Genomic DNA, 21830 nt, shown 5'->3' with positions numbered 1-21830 from the left:
TCACTGGCCGCTCCCGACGACTGCTACCGCTTCGATTTCCAGCTTGATTGCAGGTGTGGCCAAGGCGCTGACCTCCACCAAACTGCATGCAGGGAAGTCACCAGTGAAATAGCGTTTACGCACGTCCCAAATCAGGGTGTTGCGGGTAATGTCGGTAACGAAGATCGTCATTTTCACGACATCATTCATCTTCGCGCCGGCAGCTTCGAGCAGCGCCTTCATCTTTTCAAACACAATTATTGCTTGCTCACTTTCATCGGCCCCCTCAATGGTCTTACCGTCTTTGGCACGCGACGTCAGACCTGACACATAGAGGGTTTCACCGACCTTGATGCAATTGCTCCACATGCCAGGAGCGGGTTCTGCAACGAGCGGCGTGGTGATTGCAGTTTTTTTCATTTTTAGTTTTCCAGAAAAGAGGCGTGGGAAGCTGTCAATATCAGGTGAAGAAGTCTGCTGGAGGCGGCATACCCCACTGCGTGGTTTCCTCGGCAGTCACTGCGTGATAGCCAGGACGGTGACTGTCATCGACAACATCACCATCGGTGTAGTGCTCGACACGAAACCCGAACGGATCAAGCCAGTAGTCATAGATTTGACTGCCTAGGAGATGGCGTCCGATACCACACACCAGGCGCGCACCACGGGCCTCCAGGTAATCGTGGGCACTGGCTAAAGCATCGAAATCCTCTACCTCAAAAGAGCAGTGATGGACACCTGTCTCACCTGCACCGATCACAAACAGGCAGTGGTGATCGACCAGCTCGCTGCCGCGATCACAGCGAAGGAATGTAGCCAAAGAATGAGACGACCCTTTTTCCTTGACCAGATAGTCGGAGGGAATCATTCCCAGTCGATGATCGAGCCAGGCAACCATCCGGTCATGCTCTTTGACACGCAGTACGAAATGCCCAAGCCTCAAAACCGTTCCGGGCTCCCGCTTGACTCGCACGCTAGCGTTGATACGAGGTTTGACACCTGCCATGTTGAGTTGGCGACGAGCAGGCACCGACTCGATACCGATGGCCTGTTGACCATGAAACGCGGTGATCTCAAAGCCCTCTGGCGCTTGCATACGCACCTGAAAACCACCGCCAGGCGCATCGCTGCGCTCAAGCGGCCCAGAGCCCGGAAGCACTGCCAGCGCATGCAAGTCGTCTAGACTATCCATACGAAAACCCGCGCCCACGAAACGACAGGTATCACCCAATCGCGCCTCATAAAGATACGCATCACTGCTGGTACCGCGCATGAACAGGCGCTCATCGCTCATCGATACCAAAATCAAACCAAAGTCTTCGAGAAAACGTTGTGCCATGCACAAGTCGGTGACCTGATAAACCACGTAACTCAGGGCCGACGCCGTGGCGACGCGAGTCGATTCAGACGCATTGCTCAACATTGTTTGGAACCCGCTGGTTGTAGTTGTTTTTTCAGCGCTTGCTCTAACCGCATTTCACGGGGCCTCGCAAGCGCCTCTTGACATGGAGTATTAGTGAGCGCTCTTGAAAATAAAAATGAAAACTTTCTCTCGATACATAACCTTATGCTTATATCGCGACGCCCCAAAAGCGCACAAAAAAAGCAGCTCTGCCCCATGAAGAAACATACGTGCAACCGCACAGCAGCAAGGCCTACACGGTCGCGATAGAAAGGAAGGTCGGGACAGATAATATGGAGCCAATAGTTACTTCTTGGCGATTTTTCTCTCCCCTCTTCGCTCGACCTCCTGGAGAAGTTGCCCCTGGCATGGAGAATAAAAAAAGCCGCATGGTGACGACCATGCGGCTTCTCGGAAACTTCCAACCAATGAGCAGTATTTGGGATTGAGAGACCATTCTCACAACCCCATGAAACGGCAGCACAAAAATCAGGATGCTGCGTTCGCCACACCTGCTGAAAACGTCAAGAACTCTCCATTCTGGTATATCAATGGATTGGCAGGACATGCTTTGTAGGCAATATGGCGAATCTCCCCCACGATCAACGCGTGCGTCGGCATCACAAACATTTCCGCCACGGCGCAATCGAACGATACCAGCGCTTCACGCAGGACAGGCGCGCCTGTCGCCGCATGGGTCCAATGGTTCGCATCGAATATTTTTTCGGAGCGACTGGCGAAGTCGTTGGCAAAGCCTACTTGATCGCCCTGCAGGACATTGATTGCCAGGTATCTGCTTTTGCAGATAGCCTGATAAGTGCGCCCACTCAGATTGATACAACACAAGATGCGAGGCGGCTCAGCTGACATTGAACACACAGCCGTGGCAGTCAAGCCGCAAGGCCCCGACTCATCCTGGCTCGTCACCAGCGTCACGGCCCCTGCCAACTGACGCATTGCCAGGCGAAACCCATCAATGTCTGGCTGTTCGTCACTATCACTATTTAATGCGAGGCCACCGAACCACGGACGCACAGGAACACGAGTCATTTTCTTCACCCTTTTTTGTCATTGCTCGCTTGCGCCAGGCTTGCCGGACGAGACCCAGCGCTCATATTCCAGAAGACTTTCGGTACTGGATGGGAACAACCCAAAGATCGAGCGACCACGCTTAATATTGAGGTCGACAAACTCTTCATAATGAGACACCCGGAGAGACTCTTGTGCTACCTGCTCTACTAGATGCGCAGGGATCGCAACCACACCATCTTCATCGCCGACGATGATATCCCCTGGATAAATCGCAACACCTGCACAGCCCACAGGCCCATTGAGCTCTACCGGGTGAAGAGCAATTGGCGTAGCGGGTGGGGCGGACTGCTGCTGAAAAGCCGGCAACCCCACCTCCCGAATTGACTTGGCATCACGAAAACCACCATCAGTGATCATGCCTTTGACGCCACGTTTCTGCAGGCGTGCCGCCATCACATCGCCAGCCGAAGCCGCACGTACACATCGACCGCTATCAATAACAAGCACAGCGCCAGGCGGACACTCTTCGATGGCACGGCGATGGAGATTCTCGGAACTCCCGTAGTTAGCCATGCTATCGATATCTTCTCGCGCAGGAATGAATCGCAGCGTATAAGCGGGACCGATAAGTTTCTCTTGGGCGCCCGACAAGGGCGACAGCCCCAGCAAAAAGGTATTGCTTAACCCATGACTAAGCAGGATGTTTGCTAACGTCGCAGTGCTGCTCCGATGTAAGGCCTGATATACCTCTGAGTCAAGAGCAAGAGAAAACTCTTCACATGGTGTACTTTTAGAATTATCCGCTTGCCCCATGCTGGGTTGCTCCTGAACTGTCACGTCACTCTACGGTTTAATAGCCGGGTCATACCGCGCAGCGAACGCCCCGATTTTCGAGATGAGTATGGATAGGAGCAGCTCTCAGAACCAATGAATAAACAACGCCGAGATATAACCTAAGAGTAATTTTTGGTGCTTGGATGAAGCCAGGTACCCATTTAGGCGAGAATGCTCGCCAGATAGAGGTGTTCGGTGAGCAGGCAACCAACGAGCCATTCCAGATCCAGGGGCCGCACGTTAGCAACCCTCCTGAGCATCATGGGCTTCTGCAACGCCGGCCACCCACTGAGTGAGTTTGGTGGCCCGCCTGATTGTTAGTCCTCCCTGCACAGATCATTCAATTCTCCTGTCTTTATGATCGGAGCGCCCGACTTGTAAGCTTCGTCTCAATCCCTATGCCCCCTACAGCATTGCGGCCATCCGTTAACCATGGCGGATCTTTGCGGTCGCAAACAGGAGTTAACGATGAAGCTACAGGTCAATGGACAGGAATTGGACGTGGATGCACCCGCCGACATGCCGCTGTTGTGGGTACTGCGTGATCTCATGCACATGACCGGCACCAAGTTCGGCTGCGGGATGGCCCAATGTGGCGCCTGCACCGTGCATATCGATGGTTCGCCGCAGCGTAGTTGTGTCATGCCGGTCGGCGCCGTGACTGGCAAAAAGATCACCACGATCGAAGGTCTATCAGCAGATGTCAGCCATCCGGTACAGCGTGCCTGGGCCGAACTTGATGTAGTCCAGTGCGGTTACTGCCAGTCTGGGCAAATCATGAGCGCCGCAGCGTTGTTAGCAAGCAACCCTACCCCCACCGATGCCGATATCGATCAGGCCATGGCCGGGAATATATGCCGTTGCGGTACTTACCAGCGTATTCGCAACGCAATTCATCGCGCTGCCGAGTTAAGCAAGACCTGACGCTCTGCCCTCTCTTCCATCGGCCCTATTCCAGCCAAGGAGTTCTCTGATGAACCCCGTTCTTGTCCCCTCTCGTCGCGGTTTTCTCAAGTCTAGTGCGGTGCTCGGCAGTGGGCTGATCGTCGGCTTCTCGGTTCCCGGCGCCAAACGCCTGATGGCTCAGACCACAGACTCCGAATTCGCGCCCAATGCCTTTCTGCGGATCGCGCCGGACGACAGCATTACCATCCTGCTGGCTCACTCTGAAATGGGTCAGGGAGTCTGGACCACACTGACGATGCTCATCGCCGAAGAGCTGGATGCCGATTGGAGTCGACTCAAGGTCGAACACGCGCCAGCGGCTGCGGCGTACGCCAGCCCCCAACGAGGGGTTCAGGCCACCGTCGGTTCATCCAGCATTCGCGAAGAGTTCGAACGCTACCGTCGGGCCGGTGCAATGGCCCGTACCCTGCTGATCCAGGCAGCGGCCATTCGCCTTGGGCAAGCGCCCAGTGCATTGCGTACCGAAAATGGTGTGGTCATCACCGGTAATACCCGTCTGCGTTATGGCGAGTTGGCCGAACAGGCCGCCCTCCTCCCGGCACCGGACCCAGGCACCCTCACCTTGAAAGAACCGGGTGCCTGGACGCTGATCGGCAAAGGCGCCTTGCGTCTGGACTCGCCAGAGAAAATCAGCGGACGTGCGCAGTACGGCATCGACGTTCAACTCGACGGCTTGCTGTGCGCGGTGGTAGCACGTGCGCCGATGTTAGGCGGCACTGTGCGTGCATTCGATGCGACCCAGGCCCGGGCGCTCCCCGGGGTGCGCAACGTGGTTCAGGTCCCCAGCGGTATCGCGGTGATCGCTGATCACTACTGGGCGGCCAAGAGGGGTTGCGATGTGCTGCAGGTGGAATGGGAAGCTGCGAGCGGTGCCGTTATCCTCGACAGCGATCGGCAACGCGAGGATTTCGTCAAGCTGACCCATACCCCCGGACTGGTCGCGACACAGAACGGTGACGTCGAGAAAGCCCGAGAGGCCGCGCATAAAGTGGTGGAGATGCAGTATTTCGTGCCCTACCTCGCACACGCCGCCATGGAGCCGCTGAACTGCACGGTGAGGCTCACTGCCGACAGCTGCGACATCTGGGTGGGTAGCCAGATGCAAACCTTCAATCAACGAACTGCCGCAAAAATCACCGGCCTGGCTCCGGAACAGATACGCATCCACACCACCTTCCTGGGCGGTGGCTTCGGCAGACGCGCCGTGCAGGATTTCGTGGCGGAGGCCGTGCAGGTCGCCAAGGCCGCGGGAGTACCGGTGAAAACGCTCTGGAGCCGCGAAAGCGATATGCAGGGCGGTTATTACCGCGCAGCCTTCGCGCAACGTCTCAGGGTTGGCCTGGGTCGTGACGGCCGACCGCTGTCCTGGTCGCAGACCAGTGCCGGACAGTCGATCTTCCCCGATGCCGAGGGCATTCACCCGACATCGATCGAAGGTATGAGCGACTCGCCCTACATCAAGCACACCCCTGCCTATCGAGTCGAAGCGCACTCGCCCCGCTCCAACGTTCCCGTGTGGTACTGGCGCTCGGTTGGACACAGCCATAATGCGTTTGTCATGGAAAGCGCGGTTGATGAACTGGCGCACGCAGCCGGCCAGGATCCATTGGCTTATCGACGCCTGCTGCTCAAGGCTGAACCCCGTCACCTGGGGGTGCTGAACCTCGCCGCCGAGCGCTTTGGCTGGGGGCGTAAAGCGGCGGCTGGTCGAGGCCAGGGTATTGCCGTGCATCAGTCCTTCGGAAGTTTCTGCGCTCAGGCGGTGGAGATATCCATTGAGCATGACGAGATCCGTGTCCACCGTGTGGTCTGTGCGATCGACTGCGGAATCCCGGTCAACCCGGACAACATCAAGGCGCAGATGGAAGGCGCTATCGTCTTCGGACTGAGCGCGGCGCTGTTCGGGCAGATAAGTATCAAGGAGGGGCGCGTCCAGCAGTCCAACTTCCACGATTATCGGGTACTGCGCATGAATGAGATGCCGCAGATCGAGGTGCATGTCCTCCCCAGCACCGAGGGCCCCGGCGGAGTGGGCGAACCTGCGACGCCGCCAGTGGCACCGGCGGTGGCCAACGCGCTATTCGCCCTGACGGGCCAGCGCTTGCGCGAGTTGCCGTTACGCCTCTCAAACCGTGCATAAAGCAGCATCCGGGAGGTGCATATGTCAGGTATGAGCGACTTGCTGGCAGCGATCATCACTGCCGAACGCAATGGTGATGACTCGGTACTGGCCAGTGTGGTCAAGGTCGAAGGTTCTGCGTATCGACGTCCCGGTGCGCGGATGCTGATTCCTGTGTTCGGTGGGACGGTCGGCACCGTCAGTGGTGGTTGCCTGGAAGCTGAATTGGCCAAGAAGGCCTGGTGGTTCACTGAAGCAGGAGCACCCGTGGTACGTCGCTACAGTACCAATGCCGACGACACTGACGATGACCCGGACCGCTCGCTGACCTTCGGGCTGGGTTGCAACGGGACTGTTCATGTGATGCTCGAACGCCTTGTCGCTGGCAAACCATCGGCGGTGGTCGACTTGCTGCACTGCGTCAGACAGAGTCATTCACCGGCAGCCATGGCGACCGTCATTTCGAGTTATCGCAATGCCTTGGTGCGAGTCGGAGAGCGGATCATTCTGAATCCCTCCGGGCAGTACATTGGTGGGTTCAGGAATCCGCAACTGCAGGCGAATGTGTGCAGCGACTTGGCCGACGTCCTGTCACTGCGTAAATCCGGGTGGAGGTTCTATGCCGATCAACACGGAGCGACCGAGGTTTTCCTCGAATACCTGCCGCCCCCCACCCGGCTGGTAATATTTGGTGCCGGTCATGACGCCCAACCCCTGGTACAAATGGCCAAGCTACTGGACTGGCATGTGACAGTGGTCGACGGCCGAGCCCATTTCGCCCGCACGGAGCGTTTTCCCTTGGCCGACCAGGTGATAGTCGCAGATCAGGCCACAGTCACCAGGCAGATCGGGTCACTGCAAGGCGCGGCGGTGGTGGTGATGACTCACAGCTATGTGCAGGATCGACAATGGCTGGACATGGCCCTGACATCGGCCGCGGCCTATATCGGCCAGCTCGGGCCGCGGGAGCGGACCGAACGTCTGTTGGATGACCTCAACCGACGGCCAGCAGCACTTCCGGCACTTGACCGCCTTCACTATCCGATGGGGCTGGACACTGGCGGGGATTCCCCCGAAACCGTGGCCATGGCGATCCTCGCGGAGATCACCGCGGTGCTGAACCATCGACAAGGCGGTCAGTTGAAGCATCGCGGCACCCCGATCCATCCAACCGAAGCCGCTATCTATCAGGCGCTGACACCTGCCTCGGAGCACCTGACGGACCAGCGATAAACAGGCCCTGCTCTTCTCAGGTCAAGGGCCCGAAGCGCTGGGCATATAACCCGCTCACCCACTCGACAAAAACCTTCAGCCTGGGGGAAAGCTGGCGATGATAGGGATACAGTACCGAGACCGGCAATCCGGCGCTGGGCCAGTTGCCCAGGACCTCCACCAATTGCCCTGTTGCCAGGTACTGCTCCACGCGAAACCGCGGAACCTGGATCAGGCCACAACCGCTGAGCGCGCAGCTCCTGTAGCACTCAGCATCATTCACCGATATCCAGCTGCCCAGCTCCTGATCGACCACCTGGCCGTCGATGAGAAAACTGAAGGGATAACGAATGTCGTGATTGCTGGCAAAAAACCCCACCGCCTGATGTTCGCCTAGCTGCTCGGGGGATGTCGGTGTGCCGTGCTCCGCCAGATAGCCGGGACTGGCACAAACGACTTCTGGCATCAACGCCAAGCGCTTGGCGACCAGTGAAGAGTCGCGAGGGTTACCCGCACGTACCACGCAATCGACGCCTTCGCTCACCAAGTCCACCAGCCGATCACCACTGCTGATCGCCAGGTTGATTTCGGGATAGCGCCGATGGAAGTCTTGGATGTTCGGCAAGATGATCTGGGTCGCATGCGAGCCGTGCAGATCCAGGCGCAACGTGCCACGTGGATTTGCCAGTACCGTGCTGAGCGAAGACTCGGCATCTTCCAGATCCCCAAGAATACGCTTGCAACGCTCATAGAATGCCTGGCCGTCCAGCGTTGGCCGAACCTGTCGCGTCGTGCGCTCGAGCAGGCGTGCACCGAGCTGTCGTTCCAGCTCCTTGATAGCCAGGGTAGCAGTGGCTCGTGGGATGTTCAGGGCATTGGCGGCACGGGTGAAGCTGCCCTGCTCGATGATACGGATGAAGAGTTGCAAGGCGTCGAATTTGTCCACCGTGGAGCGCCCTATTGTTGGCAAGGGGTAAATAGTCTTACCAGTTATTCCGCATTTATCCATCCCCTGGAAGCAATCAGAATTACTTTCGTGGCTTCGGTGGTTTCGTCCGAGGCGTGCCATGGCGGCGCATATGTCATTTCGAATCCGTCTTGTGAGAGGCAGTGATGAAGGCCAACCATTATCAAATCAGTATCCAGTCATTGGATGAGCAGAGCGAGGGTGCTCCCCCTGCCCTGCAGTTCGAATTCGTCAACCATGACGACCTGTTGCATATCGTTGAGCTGGTCCAGGCTGGTCTGAGCTATGCACCTGCCTCGACCGCCGCGCTGGCGATCGGGGTGAAACTGTTCAGCGCGGTGATGGTGGCGAACCGTTACGATCCGTTGTTCGCGGATATCGACCCGGCCATGCGCACGTTCATTCGCAAGCTCAAGCAGCGAGTGTCAGCGGTTGCTCCGACGTCTGGAGCGACGCAGCCATGAAGCGTTTTCTAGCGGAACAGGGCAGGCATCTACGTCGGTTGGGCGGAACGCTACTTTCCCCCGTCACAGCCTTTTTGTTCCTGGCCAGCCCGGTCTCTTCGGCGATCGAACCCTACAGGGGTATCGCTTACGACGAACGCGTGGATCCGTCGCTGCACAAGCGCAAATCCACAGGCGTCAGTACACAAGCGATCGCCGAGGCCACCACCCATCTGCTGGATGGCTTGAGCGCGACACAGAGACAGCAGGCGAGCTTTGCGGTGGACAGTGAACAATGGCGGGTATGGAGCAACTTCCACCGCTCCAATGAGCGCCTTGGCCTACGCCTGGGGGATCTGTCTGCGACCAGCCGCGCCGATGTCTTTGAGTTGCTGCGCCAGTCGCTCAGCGCCAAGGGACTGAAACTCAGCGAGGACATCATCAAGTTGAACCATGTGCTGGGCGTCATCACTGGCGACACCCGCAGTTTCAACGAGGACGAGTATTACTTGGCGCTGTTCGGCCGCCCTTCGGATAACGAACCCTGGGGGTTTCAGTTCGAAGGACACCATCTGGTCATCAACTACTTCATTCTCGGCGATCAAGTGGTGATGAGTCCGACTTTCTGGGGCTCAGAGCCCATGTACAGTCCGCCTGACGCGGCACTACCGCCACGTTACCAAGGGTTGTCCGTGCTACAGGTGGAACGTAGCGGGGCCATGGACTTTCTCGCCTCGCTGAACCCGGAGCAGGCCAAGAAGGCCCGCCTGCGCGGTTGGCAGTCGTTCATCTCGGGAGCCGAACCCGGAGCAGGCCAAGAAGGCCCGCCTGCGCGGTTGGCAGTCGTTCATCTCGGGAGCCGGCAACGACAATGCCAAGGTTCCACAAGAAGGCATACGCGGCAATGAGTTGCAGGGCAGCCAGCGCCAGGCGCTGGCCACCTTGATCGAAAACTTTGTCGGCAATTTGCGTGAGGGCCACGCGGACATTGCCATGGATGAGGTCCGGGCGCATCTCGACGACACATGGTTCGTCGCCCGGGAGCGCGATGATGGTCGAATCTACTATCGGATTTTCAGCCCTGTGATTCTCATCGAGTTCGACGAGATCCACGGCACATTCACCGATCATCAGCATGTACATGCGGTGGTGCGCACACCCAATGGCAACGACTACGGCCAGAGTCTGTTGCGCCAGCACCTGGAGCAGCATCCGCACTGAAAGAGGTTACTTTCCAAGGGCAGTCGATGCCCGTTGCCTAGCCGTTTGTCGCGAAATATCACATACAGCTCAACGGGCACAGATTGATAAGAAATAGTTGGAAACCTGCCGGTCCGGGGACTTTCCCAGGGGCGCGAAATACTCAAAAATCTGCGCATATCCGGTCTGAACGGTTTATGGCACATGGAGTTTCCGATGGAGTCGTCCCCCCACATCATTGTTGTCGACGACCATCGCGATATCCGCGATCTGGTCGGCAAGTACCTCGGGCAACATGGTTACCGGATCAGCATGGCTGAAAGTTCGGCGGCGTTGCGAAGGTTGATGGAACGCAGTTCACCGGACCTGATTATTCTCGACGTCATGATGCCTGGAGAAGACGGGTTGACCGTCTGCCGCCAACTGCGTAGCAGCACCGACATCCCGATCATCTTCCTCACCGCGATGACCGAAGAGCTGGACCGAATCATCGGTTTGGAACTGGGCGCGGACGATTACCTCTCCAAGCCCTTCAACCCTAGAGAGTTGCTGGCACGAATCAAAGCCGTGCTGCGCAGGGTCAACAGCCTGCCTCCGCAGCGCGGTATCTCCAAGTCGAAGGTGCTGCGCTTCGATCATTGGGTGCTCAATGTTGGCCGCCGGGAGTTGCTCGGCGCCGACGGTGTCGCCATTCCTTTAAGCACCGCAGAATTTCGGCTGCTGAATGTGTTCCTCGATCACTCGGGCATTGTGCTCAGTCGCGACCAGTTGCTGGATCTGACTGTTGGCCGTACCTCGGACTACTTTGACCGAAGCATCGATAACCAGGTCAGCCGTTTGCGCAAGAAAATCGAAGTCGATCCGCGCAACCCGGCCTTGATCAAAACACACTGGGGCGGAGGCTACAGCTTCACGGCCCAGATCGAGCGGGCATGATGGGTATCTGGCAACGCAGCCTCGCTGCGCGTTTCATCCTGTTGTTATTGCTGGCCCTGGCGCTGTCCCAAGGCGCGGGTTTCCTGATCTCCTGGGATGAGCGTGGGCAGGCACTGCGTAGCGCTATCAAAAGCGAATTTTTCAGCCGCACCGCCTCACTGACACTCCTGCTGGAGAGCACTCCGTCGACGTTGCACAGCGATATCCTGAATGTCAGCGGGACCAACTACAGCCGGTTCTGGGTCTCGACCGAAGCCCCCAGAGACGCCTCGTCTTGGTGGCAGGACGCACGTGCGCAATTGCTCAAGCCATTACCCAACCGCACGGCGCCGCCGGGGGATGCCGATGAACAGGAGGCATTAACAAAACTGACCGCAGTGCCTTCCGAGGGGATCGAGTCCGGCTCGGTCTGGAGCCAACTGCCCTCCACCTCCTGGCCGCTTTCCCGTCCTGCCCTGTACCTGCCTCTGGAGACCGCGAACGGATCGGGGCTGGCCGTACGGCTCGCCGACGACGTCTGGCTGAATGCGGTGTATGCCAAATCGATACGCAATTCACCGCTGACCCTGCAATCGTTATTGTCATTGGCGATCACCGCACTTGCACTTTCCCTGATCGCGATTGTGGTCGCGCGGGGCATTACCCGTCCGATGCGACACCTGGCGGCGGCGGCCGAGCTGTTGGGACGCGGCGAAACAGTTCCGTATCTGCCGGAGTCGGGCCCCGATGATATCCGGCAGACGGTAGAAGCCTTTAACCGCATGCAGGCACGTATCCAACGCTTCGTTGACGACCGGACCCGGATGTTGGCGGCCATCGGTCACGATTTGCGCACACCGATCACATCACTGCGCTTGCGCGCGGAGTTCGTCACCGACCCCGAGGTCCAGGAGAAAATGCTCGCGACCATCGAGGAGATCCGCAGCATGACCGAGGCTGCCATCGCCTATGCACGTGAAGAAGCGACGGTTGAGGCGACCCGTGCGGTAGATGTTTCGGCGCTGGTTGAAAGCCTGTGTGATGACCTTGCGGAGCTGGGTATGCGGGTCAGCTATATGGGCGGTCCGAAGATCATCTACCGCTGCCGACCCGACGCACTGCGCAGAGCGATGCGTAACCTCATCGAAAATGCCGTCAGGTATGGTGAACAGGCTCGGGTCAGTATCCACCACGCCATGGAAGGTATCGACATCATCATCGAGGACGACGGGCCCGGTATCCCAAACCATGCCCAGGAACAGGTGTTCGCCCCGTTCTTCCGGCTGGAGGATTCCCGCAGTCGCGACACGGGAGGTATTGGCCTGGGCCTGTCCATCGCCCGGGCCATAGTGCGTCACCATGGAGGTGATATCAGCTTGAACAATCTGGATGCGGGCATGCGTGCCCTGATCAATCTTCCACTGACCCGTTAACCCCCTTTTTCTTTGCTCGAAGCACGGAGCAATGCCTCAGCGCTTGCGCAAAATGTCACCTGAGCCCCCTTCCCGACATTTTGCGACAAAGCGCCCTTCTCTCGACAAAGTCTGCATACAAGCGCTGGGCAAGCTCTGAATCAGGACTCGCCACCTGGCTGTCGACCTTGTCGGCAGGCCGTCTGGAACAGGTGTGTCTGCCCATCAGCGATTGTTTATCCGAGATGAATAGTAATGGCAGCTTATGCGGATTTATCCACTGGCAAACAGCGACCCACAATACCGGGACGGTGCGCGCTTCGTTGTAACAGCGATTCGACGCACTTGCACCGCCCCCCATTGAACAATGCCAGGACACCTCAGATGAAATCGACTCCTCACTCCTCAGATGCAGAACTGCAACCGAAGCTGCTGATCCCGGCCCTGGGCCCTTTTTATCGATGGGGCGAACCCCTCGCCTACGCGTTGCTGAGGTTATGCCTGGGCATCGTCATGCTGACCCATGGCCTGCCCAAGCTGTTGGGAACCTCACACGGCTCCATGGCCGACCCCATGGCGGGTTCGATCCGCTTGATCGAAAACATCTTGCATCTCCCTGCGCCCGAACTCTTCGGCCTGTTCGTCGCCTGGCTTGAAGGGCTCGGCGGATTGTTACTGGCGCTGGGGCTGGCAACCCGGGTGCTTGCGGTGGCCATGGCCCTGCAGATGGCGGCAATCGCCTACATCCTTGGTCCGACCTGGCCCTGGATCGATCGCGGCATCGAGTACCCGGTCCTGATGGCGTTTCTCTTCATCTACATCGCCTTCAGGGGCGCCGGCCGCCACTCACTGGACCGCCTGCTCGGGCGGGAACTTTAAATCCTTTAGGGAAGTTGCCGTCATGTCGCAATCCAAGATATCCAGGACCTTTTTCAGTGTGTCTCTGACACTCGGCAGCCTGTTGACCCTGGGTGGCTGGACTTACTGGTTGTGGCCGGGTCAGTCCGCGGCAGCCGTGACCACGACCCCGCCGTCCGTACCGGTCAGTGCGATCGAGGTACAACATCAAGACGTCCCGGTGTTGATTCACGCGATCGGCAACGTACGTTCCCTGCACAGCGTGGAAATCCGCTCGCAGGTCGACGGTATATTGCTAGAGTTGCCTGTCAAAGAGGGGCAACGGGTCAAGCGTGGCGATCTTCTGGCTCGGATTGATGATCGCGCCATCGTCGCCGCCCTGGAGCAAGCCAAGGCCCAACTGGCCGTGGCCCAGGCCCAGCTGGCTTCGGCATCCGTTGACCTCAAGCGCTATCGGGCCCTAGCCACGACCCAAGCGGTTTCCGCACAGACCCTCGACCAGCAGCAGGCACTTGTCGCCCAACTGCAAGCAACGGTGCAGAGTCAACAGGCGACTGTCTCCGCCAACCAGGTGCAACTGTCTTACACGCGGATTCTGTCCCCTACCGATGGTCGGGTCGGTATCCGTAACTTCCATCAAGGCAGCTACGTCCGGGCGAGTGACGCGCAGGCATTGTTCTCCGTGGTGCAACTGGACCCGATCAGTATCGAGGCTGCCCTTCCCCAGACGCTCCTGCCCCAGTTGCAGGCACTGGTTGCTGGCTCGGGACAAGCACCGGTGATCCTGCGCGCTTATTCGGGCGACGGTGGTGCGCTCCTGGGCGAGGGTCACCTGGGCCTGATCGACAACCGGGTTTCCGACGCCACAGGGACGGTACGGATCAAAGGTGATTTCGCCAACACACAAGGGCGTCTGTGGCCGGACCAATCGGTGGTGGTCAACCTTCAGGCAGCGACCTTGCACAAAGCACTGGCGGTGCCACAGCGTGCCTTGCGCCAAGGTGCGCAATCCACCTTTGTCTGGCGCGTCCGGGACGGCAAGGCATCCCCACAACCGGTGCGGGTCACCTATGCAAACGCGGAGATCGCAGTGGTCGAGGGCATCGCAGCGGGTGACCGGATCGTCGACGACGGCTACTCGCGGCTGCGCCCCGGAACCGAGGTGCACATCCTCGAGCCTGACGATGCGGTTCATTCCACTGTCGCCAGTGGAGGTGTCTTGTAATGGCCAGCCGCAATGTCTACACCTGGTGCATGGATCATCCCATCGGCACCATCCTGTTGAGCTTCGCCTTGGTGTTGCTCGGCGTGATTGCCTATCCGCGTCTGTCCATTGCACCACTGCCGGAAGTTGATTTTCCGACGATCCAGATCACTGCAACGCTGCCGGGTGCCAGTGCCGAGACCATGGCCTCCTCAGTGGCGACGCCGTTGGAAGTTGAACTGAGCTCGATCCCCGGTATTACCGAGATGACCTCGGCTAGCTCGTTGAGCATGTTGACCCTGACGCTGCAGTTCACGCTGGATAAAAGCATCGACGCCGCCGCCCAGGAAGTCCAGGCGGCGATCAATACGGCGTCGGCGCGTTTGCCCAGCGACATGCCGAGCTTGCCGGTGTGGCGCAAGGTCAATCCAGCTGACAGTCCGATCCTGATCCTCAGCGCCTATTCGGCCAACCTGTCGCTGATCGAGGTCAGCGACCTGGCCGATACCGTGCTCTCGCGTCAGCTCAGTCAACTCGAAGGGGTGGGCCTGATCAACGTCGTGGGCGAACGTCGTCCGGCGATCCGTATCCAGGCCCGCCCGGAAGTCCTCGCCGCGGCGGGGGTCACACTGGCGGACATCCGCTCGGCGGTGCAGAGGGCCAGCGTCAACCTGCCCAAGGGCGCCCTGTTCGGTGGACACCGGGTTTCCAACCTGGAGGTCAATGATCAACTGTTCGAGCCCCGGGAATATGACGATGTCATTGTCACTTATCGCAATGGATCGGCCGTGCGGGTGCGCGACCTGGCTCGGGTTACTCTCGGGTCGGAGGACGACTACACGCAAAGCTGGCCCAATGGCGAATCCGGCGTGGCCCTGGTGATCCGGCGTCAGCCGGGAGCCAATATCGTTGCCACCGCGGATCGCATCCTGCAAGCCCTTCCCCGCCTCAAGGCATCCTTGCCGGCGGACATGACGGTCGAAGTGCTGAACGACCGCACCCGTACCATTCGCTCCTCCTTGCATGAAGTGGAATTGACGCTGGGCATTGCGATCGTCTTGGTCATAGGGGTGATGGCGCTGTTCCTGCGGCAGTGGTCGGCCACATTAATCGTCACCACCGTGCTTGGTGTCTCTCTGGTGTCGACGTGCGCGGTGATGTACCTGGCCGGGTTCAGTCTGAACAACTTGACGCTGGTAGCCATCGTGATTGCAGTCGGTTTCATCGTCGACGATGCCATCGTGGTGATCGAAAACATCCACCGTCACTTGGAACTGGGCGAGAACAAGCGTACTGCGGCGCTCAAGGGCATCAGTGAAATCGGCTTCACCGTGGTGTCCATCAGCGTGTCGCTGATCGCCGCCTTTACTCCCCTGCTCTTCATGGGCGGCGTGATTGGACGGTTGTTCCGCGAATTCGCCTTGACCGCCACTGCTGCCATCGTGATTTCAGTCCTGGTCTGCCTGACTCTGGCCCCTACCCTGGCCTCTCTGTTCATGAAAGCCCCCAATCATCACGACGAGCCCGACAAAGGTTTCTTCGGCAACTTGCTCAAGTTCTACGATCGCGCCTTGAGTTGGGCACTTGGGCACCAGCGCATCATGCTCGGCGTGTTTTTCACCAGTGTGGCGCTCAGCGTGGCCAGTTTTATCATGATCCCAAAAGGCTTCTTCCCTCTGCAGGACACTGCCTTCATCCAGGGCTTCACCCAGGCATCTGCCGATATCTCCTACGATGAGATGGTCGAAAAGCACAAACAACTGGAAGCGATCTTCAGCAAGGATCCGGCGGTCATCAGCTATAACCACGCCATCGGCGGCAGCACTACGGACTCGATCGGCAATGGCCGGGTCTGGCTGGTATTGAACGATCCCGGGGAGCGTGACGCGACGGTCAGCCAGGTCATTGATCGGTTACGTCCACAACTGGCACAGGTTCCCGGGATCCAAGTGTTCCTGCGCGCCGTGCAGGACATCAACCTCAGTGCTGGCCAGCCCCGGGCCCAGTATCAATATGTATTGCGCGCGCAGAGCAGTGCCGAACTGGCGACCTGGGCCACCGCCCTGGCCGATCGCCTGCGGGCCAACCCGCTGTTTCGCGATGTCTCGCATGACCTGCAACTGGATGCCAACATCACCCGCATCACCCTGGATCGTGATGAGGCTGCACGTTATGGTTTCACCGCCCAGGACCTGGACAACGCGCTTTACGATGCCTTCGGTCAACGGCAGATCAGCGAGTACCAGACCGAGGTCAACCAGTACCAGGTGGTGCTCGAACTGAGTACGGCACAGCGTGGCAATGCCGAAAGCCTTAGCTACTTCCACCTGCGTTCGCCGCAGACCGGCCAGATGGTACCGCTCCTGACATTTGCCCGGATCGAGCCGCCGGCAAGTGGTCCGGTGGTCATCAACCACAACGGCATGCTGCCGGCGGCCAACCTGTCTTTCAATCTCGCTCCCGGCGTTGCCCTGGGCCAGGCGGTGAGCGCAGTGCAGGCCATAGAACGGGACATCGGCACGCCAACCTCGGTGAGCGGTACCTTTCAGGGGGCGGCCCAGGCGTTCCAGTCGTCCCTGGCCAGCCAACCGTTTCTGATTCTGGCCGCGCTGGTGGCGGTCTACATCATCCTTGGCGTTCTCTATGAAAGCCTGGTGCACCCGCTGACTATTCTTTCGACCCTGCCGTCGGCAGGTATCGGCGCCATCCTATTGCTGTGGGCATGGCAGTTGGACTTTTCGATCATGGCCCTGATCGGCCTGATCCTGTTGATCGGCATCGTCAAGAAAAACGGCATCCTGCTGATTGATTTCGCCATCCACGCCCAGCGTGAGCGCAACCTGTCCGCCCGAGACGCCATCCATCAAGCATGCCTGGCACGCTTGCGGCCGATTCTCATGACAACCCTGGCAGCCCTGCTGGGTGCCGTGCCCCTGATGATGGCCTTCGGTACCGGCGCCGAGCTGCGCGAGCCGCTCGGGGTTGCAATCGTCGGTGGCCTGATGCTCAGCCAGGTGTTGACGCTGCTCACTACACCGGTGGTGTTCCTGGTACTCGACAATCTGTTCCACCGACGCAAAGGTCAGCCGGTTGCCGGCCTGGAGCACCGCGCATGATGAACCGAACCTCGCTCATGACCTTGACCCTGTTGTCCGCGCTGGCAGGGTGCAGCAGCCTCGCGCAGGAGGGTTCCCCGACGACAGGTAACCAGGCGCATGGCCAAGACCTCGCGCCCTCTCTTGCCACTCAGGCGCCGCGCTGGTGGGAAGGTTTCAACGATCCTGCACTCAATGGCCTCATGGAGTCGGCGTTACGCAACAACCTGGATCTGGCCAGCGCCGTGGAACGAGTACGGGAGGTCCGGGCTCAGCGGCGCCTGGCTGCGGCCCAACGGTATCCTGACATTGGCCTGGCGGCGAATTACGATCGCTCGCGCACAGCACTGAACGGCACCAATGAGGACTACTTCTACGGCCTGGACCTGAGTTGGGAGGTGGATCTGTTTGGTCGTCTCAAGGCCCTGCGTAATGAAGCCGATGCGCAGTTGAAGGCCACGCAACAGGACTACCTGAGCCTGCGGATCAGCCTGATGGCCGAGGTGGCCAACAATTACTTGCAATACCGTCTGGCGCGGCGAGTGGAACAGATTGCCAGCGAGGCCAGTGCCGCACAGAAACAAACCGCGGATGTCACCCGGGCTCGCCTGGAACAGGGCACCAGCAACCGTCTGGATCTGGAGCGCATCGAGTCCCAAGTGGCTGTCACCCTGGCCGAGGTACCGGTCGCTCGGCAACAGGCGCAGACCGCTCGTTACAATCTCGCTTACCTGCTGGCCAGTGAGCAGCCCGTGGTCGATCGGCTGCTGGCGGGTGAGGATCCTGCGGCAGTACCACCATCCCCCTCCGCCCTTTCGTTGTCCTCGGTGCCTGTGGAGGTACTGCGCGAACGGCCGGACGTGCGTGCAGCCGAGCAACGCTTGCAGGCAGCCGGTGAATTTCTGGCAGCGGAAAAGGCAGCGCGTTACCCGCAACTGACATTGGGGCTGCTGTCCGGTTTCGAGCAAGGCGCTGGCGCTTCGACCTGGGCGCTGAGCAGTCAACTGTTTCAGCCGTTGTTCGACTTCGGCCGCATCAGCTCACGCATCGAAGCCGGCGATGCCCGACACGAACAGGCCAGACTCGCCTACAAGTCGAGCCTGCTGCAGGCGTTACGAGAGGTACACACCGCGTTCCAGGCTTACAACCAGGGTATCGAGCGACAGGGCAATCTCGACCAGGCGACGGCTGCTGCCGTACGCGCTGTCGACCTTGCCAAGCAGCAATATGCCGCCGGCACGGTTTCCATGCTGGAAGTACTGGATGCCGAACGCAGCCTGTTCGAGGTGCAGCGCAGCCAGGTACAGGCCAGAGCGGACGTGGCGCTGCGCTGGGTCGAGATCAACCGCACCTTGGGTATCGCCCCACCTGGGGCGTCTGTTGCAACGCTATAGAAATTTCAGCAGCAACGGCACGGCATATTTGTTTCCACGCGCGCCGAATACCGTTAGCAGCCCTATCGAATGCATAGGGCTTCCGGAAGCCGCCGGCACCTGTTCGTAATCCATGAAGGGAAAAGTCGGTTTTCATTAGCCTGTCGAATCATCTTCGCTCCAGTCGGCCGCTGCTGGCCATGGCGTTTTCTACCGGCGTTGTCACCAATGCAGCAGCTCATACCGATGCGCAAGCCAACCCCATGACCGCCATTCATTCGCGGCATGCACCGTACACATTGGGTCGAGGGCAATCTCGCAGGCAATTAAGACAATCAGGTTTCTTAATCTCATGAGTGGCTCCATTCAGGCTCGTGTATTGCAAAATTACCGGCAAGGTCAGTCTTGCCGCCGCAAAAACTTCCGACGGTTCAGCCCTGAACAGTAAATGAGTGTTTATGCCAAACCCTGTATGCAGTAATGATCTGTCCGGCCTTGACTCACAGCTATGTCAATAATCGTCAAGATTGTCGCAAGATGTAATAAATCGGCAAAACCCATACACTTTGACAAGATATGGCTGTTTTTCATTGCATTATTCTTTGGTGTAACGGATTGTTATTTAAAGCTGAAAAGACTTTGCAGGGAGCAGAATTTATTCTGTTCCTCGGCTCTTTCAGAATCCATGCAGCGGACTTGATACAAGCCCCCCATCATCCGATTTTCTTCTGACACACTCATATGAGAACAACGCATGACTGAACGACATGAATTTTCCGAGAAATACAATCGCGAACATGCCGAGCGTTATCTCAGAAAGCATCGGACCGGATTTTCTCGCAAATTATCGCATTGGCGTGAAGTGCAAATAGCCCGCAAAGCACTGCAGCTTGCCAACCAACCAAACCTGATTCTTGACCTGCCATGCGGTGCCGGACGGTTCTGGCCAATGCTTGCGGAAAAAAGCAATCGCTCCGTCATCGGCGCCGACAACTCGTTGGACATGCTGGCGGTAGCCTGCAACGCGCAACCCGCCGAGGTGGTCAAGCGCGTCAGCCCTCTGCATACCTCTGCCTTCGAAATAATGCTTCCGGACAAGTCCGTCGACAGTATCTTTTCAATGCGCCTGATCCATCATCTCGGACTGCCCGCTGATCGTCTTGCCATGCTCAAGGAGTTCTGTAGGGTGACGCGTGACAGCGTCATCATTTCACTCTGGGTGGATGGAAACTTCAAAGCCTGGAAACGCAAAAGAGCCGAAGCCAACCGAATCCAGCACGCCTATCAAAATCGCTTCGTCATTCCGGCTGAAGTCATTGAAGATGAGTTTCGCCAAGCTGGATTTACCGTGGAAAACCATATTGACTTCATTCCCCTGCTCCATATGTGGCGGGTATATGTACTAAGGGCGGTCAAATAATGGCGACCAGCTCGGCAGTCGGTTCGTTCGATAAAGCTGATATGGACCTATGGCTGCAGATGCCTGGTACTTGGGTTGAAGCGCCTAATCTTCGCCGTGGCGGGGAAAGTGGCGTGCAGCGCGTATCGACAAGTGAGCATCAACTTTATTATCGAAAGCAGCAAGTTGAGCACCTCTACTACGATTGGCGCCATCCGTTTGGCTATCCAACTGCAATGCGTGAATACAACGCACTCTTACAGGCTCGAAAACTGGGGGTTCGGGTACCTCGCGTAGTTTATGCAGGATGTCGAAAACAGAATAAGCGTTGGCTGGCATTACTGGTCACTGAAGCGCTGCATGGTTATACCAGCCTGGAGGATTGTTACGCTCAAGGTGAACATGAGCGCTGGGGAGAACCCCTTCACTGCGAGATCTTACGCAGATATGGCAGCAGCCTGGCCAGATTGAATGCAGGCCGTTGGCAACATGGCTGCCTGTACCTGAAACATGTGTTCATTCGAGTCGATCGCCGTGGGATCGATATTGCCTTGATCGATATGGAAAAGGCCCGCCAGCGCATCAGCGCAAAACGGGCGGCCAGACATGACTTGCGCCAGGTAAAACGCCGCTCATCATGGACAGAGTCGCAATGGCAGGCCTTTCTCCAGGGCTATCGAAGCGTTTTCCCGACTGCGGTTCCCGAGTAGACCGGCTCGTGAACAGCAGGTATCGGGGGACGTGAATGACTGGTCCGCCCACACGATGTTCAAGTACGTCATTAACCTTTCCCCACCCTTGATGGCTCAAGGCTATCAGTCGATAATCACGCCTTCTAAAAAGCACATAAGGATTTGCTGTGAAGAAGCTCTACCTGGCCCTACCGTTCTGCGCATTGCTGCTCCAGGGCTGCGGCGTGACCATGACCCGCTATGAACCCAATTTCCAGAACGTTCAGCAGCTCAAGAAAAACGAGCCCATGCAGTCCTTGCGCGAGACGCAGGTGAATGCGGATACGGGCCAAGGGTCGCTGATCGTGCGCCTGAACCCGATTTCTTCGCCTGTGGGTAGCGTTCCACTGCACATCCAGGCCGCGATCAACGATGAGCTGCGTCAGGCGGGTCTGTTGGATCCTCGTGCTGATCGGCAGTTGCAGGTTCAGTTGATCAAGAGCCAGCTCACCGCCGGCGTGGGCACTGGGCACGGCGAACTGGCTGCACGCTTCACCCTTCGTAAAGGTGATCAGGTCCTGTACGAAACCACTAAAGACGTGCAGCGTGAGTGGGACAGTAGCTTCTTCGGTCCGATCGCCATTCCGGCGGCGGCTAACAACTACAACCCTATGCTGCAAGATCTGCTCAAGAGCTTGTACAACGACCCACAGTTCACTCAAGCGTTGAAGTGATCAAAAAAAAGAGCC

General features: G+C 58.3%; 20 protein-coding genes. 15 read left to right on the top strand and 5 right to left on the bottom strand.

All coding sequences use genetic code 11. From position 1 onward, the window contains the following. From BLO80_RS02835 to BLO80_RS02820, 4 genes are all read right to left on the bottom strand, one after another. On the bottom strand, window positions 1-399 hold the full coding sequence (locus tag BLO80_RS02835) for a RidA family protein (protein WP_092326617.1): 399 nt from the start codon (window positions 397-399) through the stop codon (window positions 1-3). Between the two features lie 40 nt (window positions 400-439). Further along, complete coding sequence (locus BLO80_RS02830) at window positions 440-1402, bottom strand: VOC family protein (protein ID WP_218189353.1); 963 nt, start codon at window positions 1400-1402, stop codon at window positions 440-442. A 468-nt stretch (window positions 1403-1870) separates the two neighbouring features. Beyond that, window positions 1871-2431, bottom strand: coding sequence for a flavin reductase family protein (locus BLO80_RS02825; RefSeq protein ID WP_139196893.1), 561 nt, complete (start codon window positions 2429-2431; stop codon window positions 1871-1873). A gap of 18 nt (window positions 2432-2449) precedes the next feature. Continuing rightward, complete coding sequence (locus tag BLO80_RS02820) at window positions 2450-3226, bottom strand: ribonuclease activity regulator RraA (protein WP_092326614.1); 777 nt, start codon at window positions 3224-3226, stop codon at window positions 2450-2452. 489 nt (window positions 3227-3715) lie between these two features. Between BLO80_RS02820 and BLO80_RS02815 the strand changes: the two genes are divergently transcribed. From BLO80_RS02815 to BLO80_RS02805, 3 genes are read left to right on the top strand one after another with little or no spacing between them, the layout of a single operon-like run. Further along, entirely contained in the window at window positions 3716-4171 is a 456-nt protein-coding gene (locus BLO80_RS02815; protein WP_092326612.1) for a (2Fe-2S)-binding protein, read from the top strand. A gap of 49 nt (window positions 4172-4220) precedes the next feature. Next, window positions 4221-6353, top strand: coding sequence for a xanthine dehydrogenase family protein molybdopterin-binding subunit (locus BLO80_RS02810; protein WP_092326610.1), 2133 nt, complete (start codon window positions 4221-4223; stop codon window positions 6351-6353). Between the two features lie 21 nt (window positions 6354-6374). Next, the gene (locus BLO80_RS02805) at window positions 6375-7565 is read left to right on the top strand and encodes an XdhC family protein (protein WP_092326609.1); all 1191 of its coding nucleotides are present in this window, start codon (window positions 6375-6377) and stop codon (window positions 7563-7565) included. Between the two features lie 16 nt (window positions 7566-7581). Here the strand turns inward: BLO80_RS02805 and BLO80_RS02800 are convergent, their stop codons facing one another. After that, window positions 7582-8490: a LysR family transcriptional regulator gene (locus BLO80_RS02800; protein WP_092326607.1), complete on the bottom strand. Its 909-nt coding sequence runs from the start codon at window positions 8488-8490 to the stop codon at window positions 7582-7584. 167 nt (window positions 8491-8657) lie between these two features. Between BLO80_RS02800 and BLO80_RS02795 the strand changes: the two genes are divergently transcribed. The 12 genes from BLO80_RS02795 (at window position 8658) to BLO80_RS02740 (ending at window position 21815) form a co-directional block, all read left to right on the top strand. Continuing rightward, window positions 8658-8975 (top strand): DUF3861 domain-containing protein, encoded by a 318-nt coding sequence (locus BLO80_RS02795; protein ID WP_092326606.1) that lies wholly within the window; start codon window positions 8658-8660, stop codon window positions 8973-8975. Continuing rightward, window positions 8972-9862, top strand: coding sequence for a DUF3500 domain-containing protein (locus BLO80_RS02790; protein WP_092326604.1), 891 nt, complete (start codon window positions 8972-8974; stop codon window positions 9860-9862). Before BLO80_RS02795 ends, BLO80_RS02790 begins: the two co-directional genes overlap by 4 nt. Next, window positions 9783-10175 carry a DUF3500 domain-containing protein gene (locus BLO80_RS02785; protein ID WP_092326603.1) on the top strand — a complete coding sequence of 131 codons (393 nt, stop codon included), beginning with the start codon at window positions 9783-9785 and terminating at the stop codon, window positions 10173-10175. The genes BLO80_RS02790 and BLO80_RS02785 overlap by 80 nt, the downstream gene beginning before the upstream one ends. A gap of 195 nt (window positions 10176-10370) precedes the next feature. Next, window positions 10371-11090, top strand: coding sequence for a response regulator (locus tag BLO80_RS02780; protein WP_092326601.1), 720 nt, complete (start codon window positions 10371-10373; stop codon window positions 11088-11090). Beyond that, window positions 11087-12502, top strand: coding sequence for an ATP-binding protein (locus tag BLO80_RS02775; RefSeq protein ID WP_092326599.1), 1416 nt, complete (start codon window positions 11087-11089; stop codon window positions 12500-12502). The genes BLO80_RS02780 and BLO80_RS02775 overlap by 4 nt, the downstream gene beginning before the upstream one ends. 363 nt (window positions 12503-12865) lie before the next feature. Next, a complete protein-coding gene (locus BLO80_RS02770; RefSeq protein WP_092326598.1) occupies window positions 12866-13360 on the top strand; it encodes a DoxX family protein in 495 nt (164 codons plus the stop codon). 22 nt (window positions 13361-13382) lie between these two features. Further along, window positions 13383-14564 carry an efflux RND transporter periplasmic adaptor subunit gene (locus tag BLO80_RS02765; protein WP_092326596.1) on the top strand — a complete coding sequence of 394 codons (1182 nt, stop codon included), beginning with the start codon at window positions 13383-13385 and terminating at the stop codon, window positions 14562-14564. After that, the gene (locus BLO80_RS02760; protein WP_092326595.1) at window positions 14564-17659 is read left to right on the top strand and encodes an efflux RND transporter permease subunit; all 3096 of its coding nucleotides are present in this window, start codon (window positions 14564-14566) and stop codon (window positions 17657-17659) included. Before BLO80_RS02765 ends, BLO80_RS02760 begins: the two co-directional genes overlap by 1 nt. Then, on the top strand, window positions 17656-19032 hold the full coding sequence (locus tag BLO80_RS02755; protein ID WP_092326593.1) for an efflux transporter outer membrane subunit: 1377 nt from the start codon (window positions 17656-17658) through the stop codon (window positions 19030-19032). The genes BLO80_RS02760 and BLO80_RS02755 overlap by 4 nt, the downstream gene beginning before the upstream one ends. A 733-nt stretch (window positions 19033-19765) precedes the next feature. Then, a complete protein-coding gene (locus BLO80_RS02750) occupies window positions 19766-20431 on the top strand; it encodes a class I SAM-dependent methyltransferase (RefSeq protein WP_092326591.1) in 666 nt (221 codons plus the stop codon). Then, window positions 20431-21120, top strand: coding sequence for a lipopolysaccharide kinase InaA family protein (locus BLO80_RS02745; RefSeq protein WP_092326590.1), 690 nt, complete (start codon window positions 20431-20433; stop codon window positions 21118-21120). The genes BLO80_RS02750 and BLO80_RS02745 overlap by 1 nt, the downstream gene beginning before the upstream one ends. 149 nt (window positions 21121-21269) lie before the next feature. Continuing rightward, entirely contained in the window at window positions 21270-21815 is a 546-nt protein-coding gene (locus tag BLO80_RS02740) for a hypothetical protein (protein ID WP_092326588.1), read from the top strand. The last annotated feature ends 15 nt before the right edge of the window (window positions 21816-21830 follow it).

It is taken from the genome of Pseudomonas sp. NFACC56-3 (assembly GCF_900100025.1).
Lineage (GTDB): Bacteria > Pseudomonadota > Gammaproteobacteria > Pseudomonadales > Pseudomonadaceae > Aquipseudomonas > Aquipseudomonas fluorescens_AA.
This window is presented reverse-complemented; position numbering and strand designations above follow the sequence as displayed.

Bases quoted from the DNA above. Each gene is read 5' to 3' on its own strand.
- BLO80_RS02815 (WP_092326612.1), top strand. From the start codon at position 3,716: ATGAAGCTACAGGTCAATGGACAGGAATTGGACGTGGATGCACCCGCC.
- BLO80_RS02755 (WP_092326593.1), top strand. From the start codon at position 17,656: ATGATGAACCGAACCTCGCTCATGACCTTGACCCTGTTGTCCGCGCTG.
- BLO80_RS02805 (WP_092326609.1), top strand. From the start codon at position 6,375: ATGTCAGGTATGAGCGACTTGCTGGCAGCGATCATCACTGCCGAACGC.
- BLO80_RS02835 (WP_092326617.1), bottom strand. From the start codon at position 399: ATGAAAAAAACTGCAATCACCACGCCGCTCGTTGCAGAACCCGCTCCT.
- BLO80_RS02765 (WP_092326596.1), top strand. From the start codon at position 13,383: ATGTCGCAATCCAAGATATCCAGGACCTTTTTCAGTGTGTCTCTGACA.
- BLO80_RS02790 (WP_092326604.1), top strand. From the start codon at position 8,972: ATGAAGCGTTTTCTAGCGGAACAGGGCAGGCATCTACGTCGGTTGGGC.
- BLO80_RS02830 (WP_218189353.1), bottom strand. From the start codon at position 1,402: ATGTTGAGCAATGCGTCTGAATCGACTCGCGTCGCCACGGCGTCGGCC.
- BLO80_RS02750 (WP_092326591.1), top strand. From the start codon at position 19,766: ATGACTGAACGACATGAATTTTCCGAGAAATACAATCGCGAACATGCC.
- BLO80_RS02780 (WP_092326601.1), top strand. From the start codon at position 10,371: ATGGAGTCGTCCCCCCACATCATTGTTGTCGACGACCATCGCGATATC.
- BLO80_RS02820 (WP_092326614.1), bottom strand. From the start codon at position 3,226: ATGGGGCAAGCGGATAATTCTAAAAGTACACCATGTGAAGAGTTTTCT.
- BLO80_RS02775 (WP_092326599.1), top strand. From the start codon at position 11,087: ATGATGGGTATCTGGCAACGCAGCCTCGCTGCGCGTTTCATCCTGTTG.
- BLO80_RS02745 (WP_092326590.1), top strand. From the start codon at position 20,431: ATGGCGACCAGCTCGGCAGTCGGTTCGTTCGATAAAGCTGATATGGAC.
- BLO80_RS02795 (WP_092326606.1), top strand. From the start codon at position 8,658: ATGAAGGCCAACCATTATCAAATCAGTATCCAGTCATTGGATGAGCAG.
- BLO80_RS02810 (WP_092326610.1), top strand. From the start codon at position 4,221: ATGAACCCCGTTCTTGTCCCCTCTCGTCGCGGTTTTCTCAAGTCTAGT.
- BLO80_RS02770 (WP_092326598.1), top strand. From the start codon at position 12,866: ATGAAATCGACTCCTCACTCCTCAGATGCAGAACTGCAACCGAAGCTG.
- BLO80_RS02760 (WP_092326595.1), top strand. From the start codon at position 14,564: ATGGCCAGCCGCAATGTCTACACCTGGTGCATGGATCATCCCATCGGC.
- BLO80_RS02825 (WP_139196893.1), bottom strand. From the start codon at position 2,431: ATGACTCGTGTTCCTGTGCGTCCGTGGTTCGGTGGCCTCGCATTAAAT.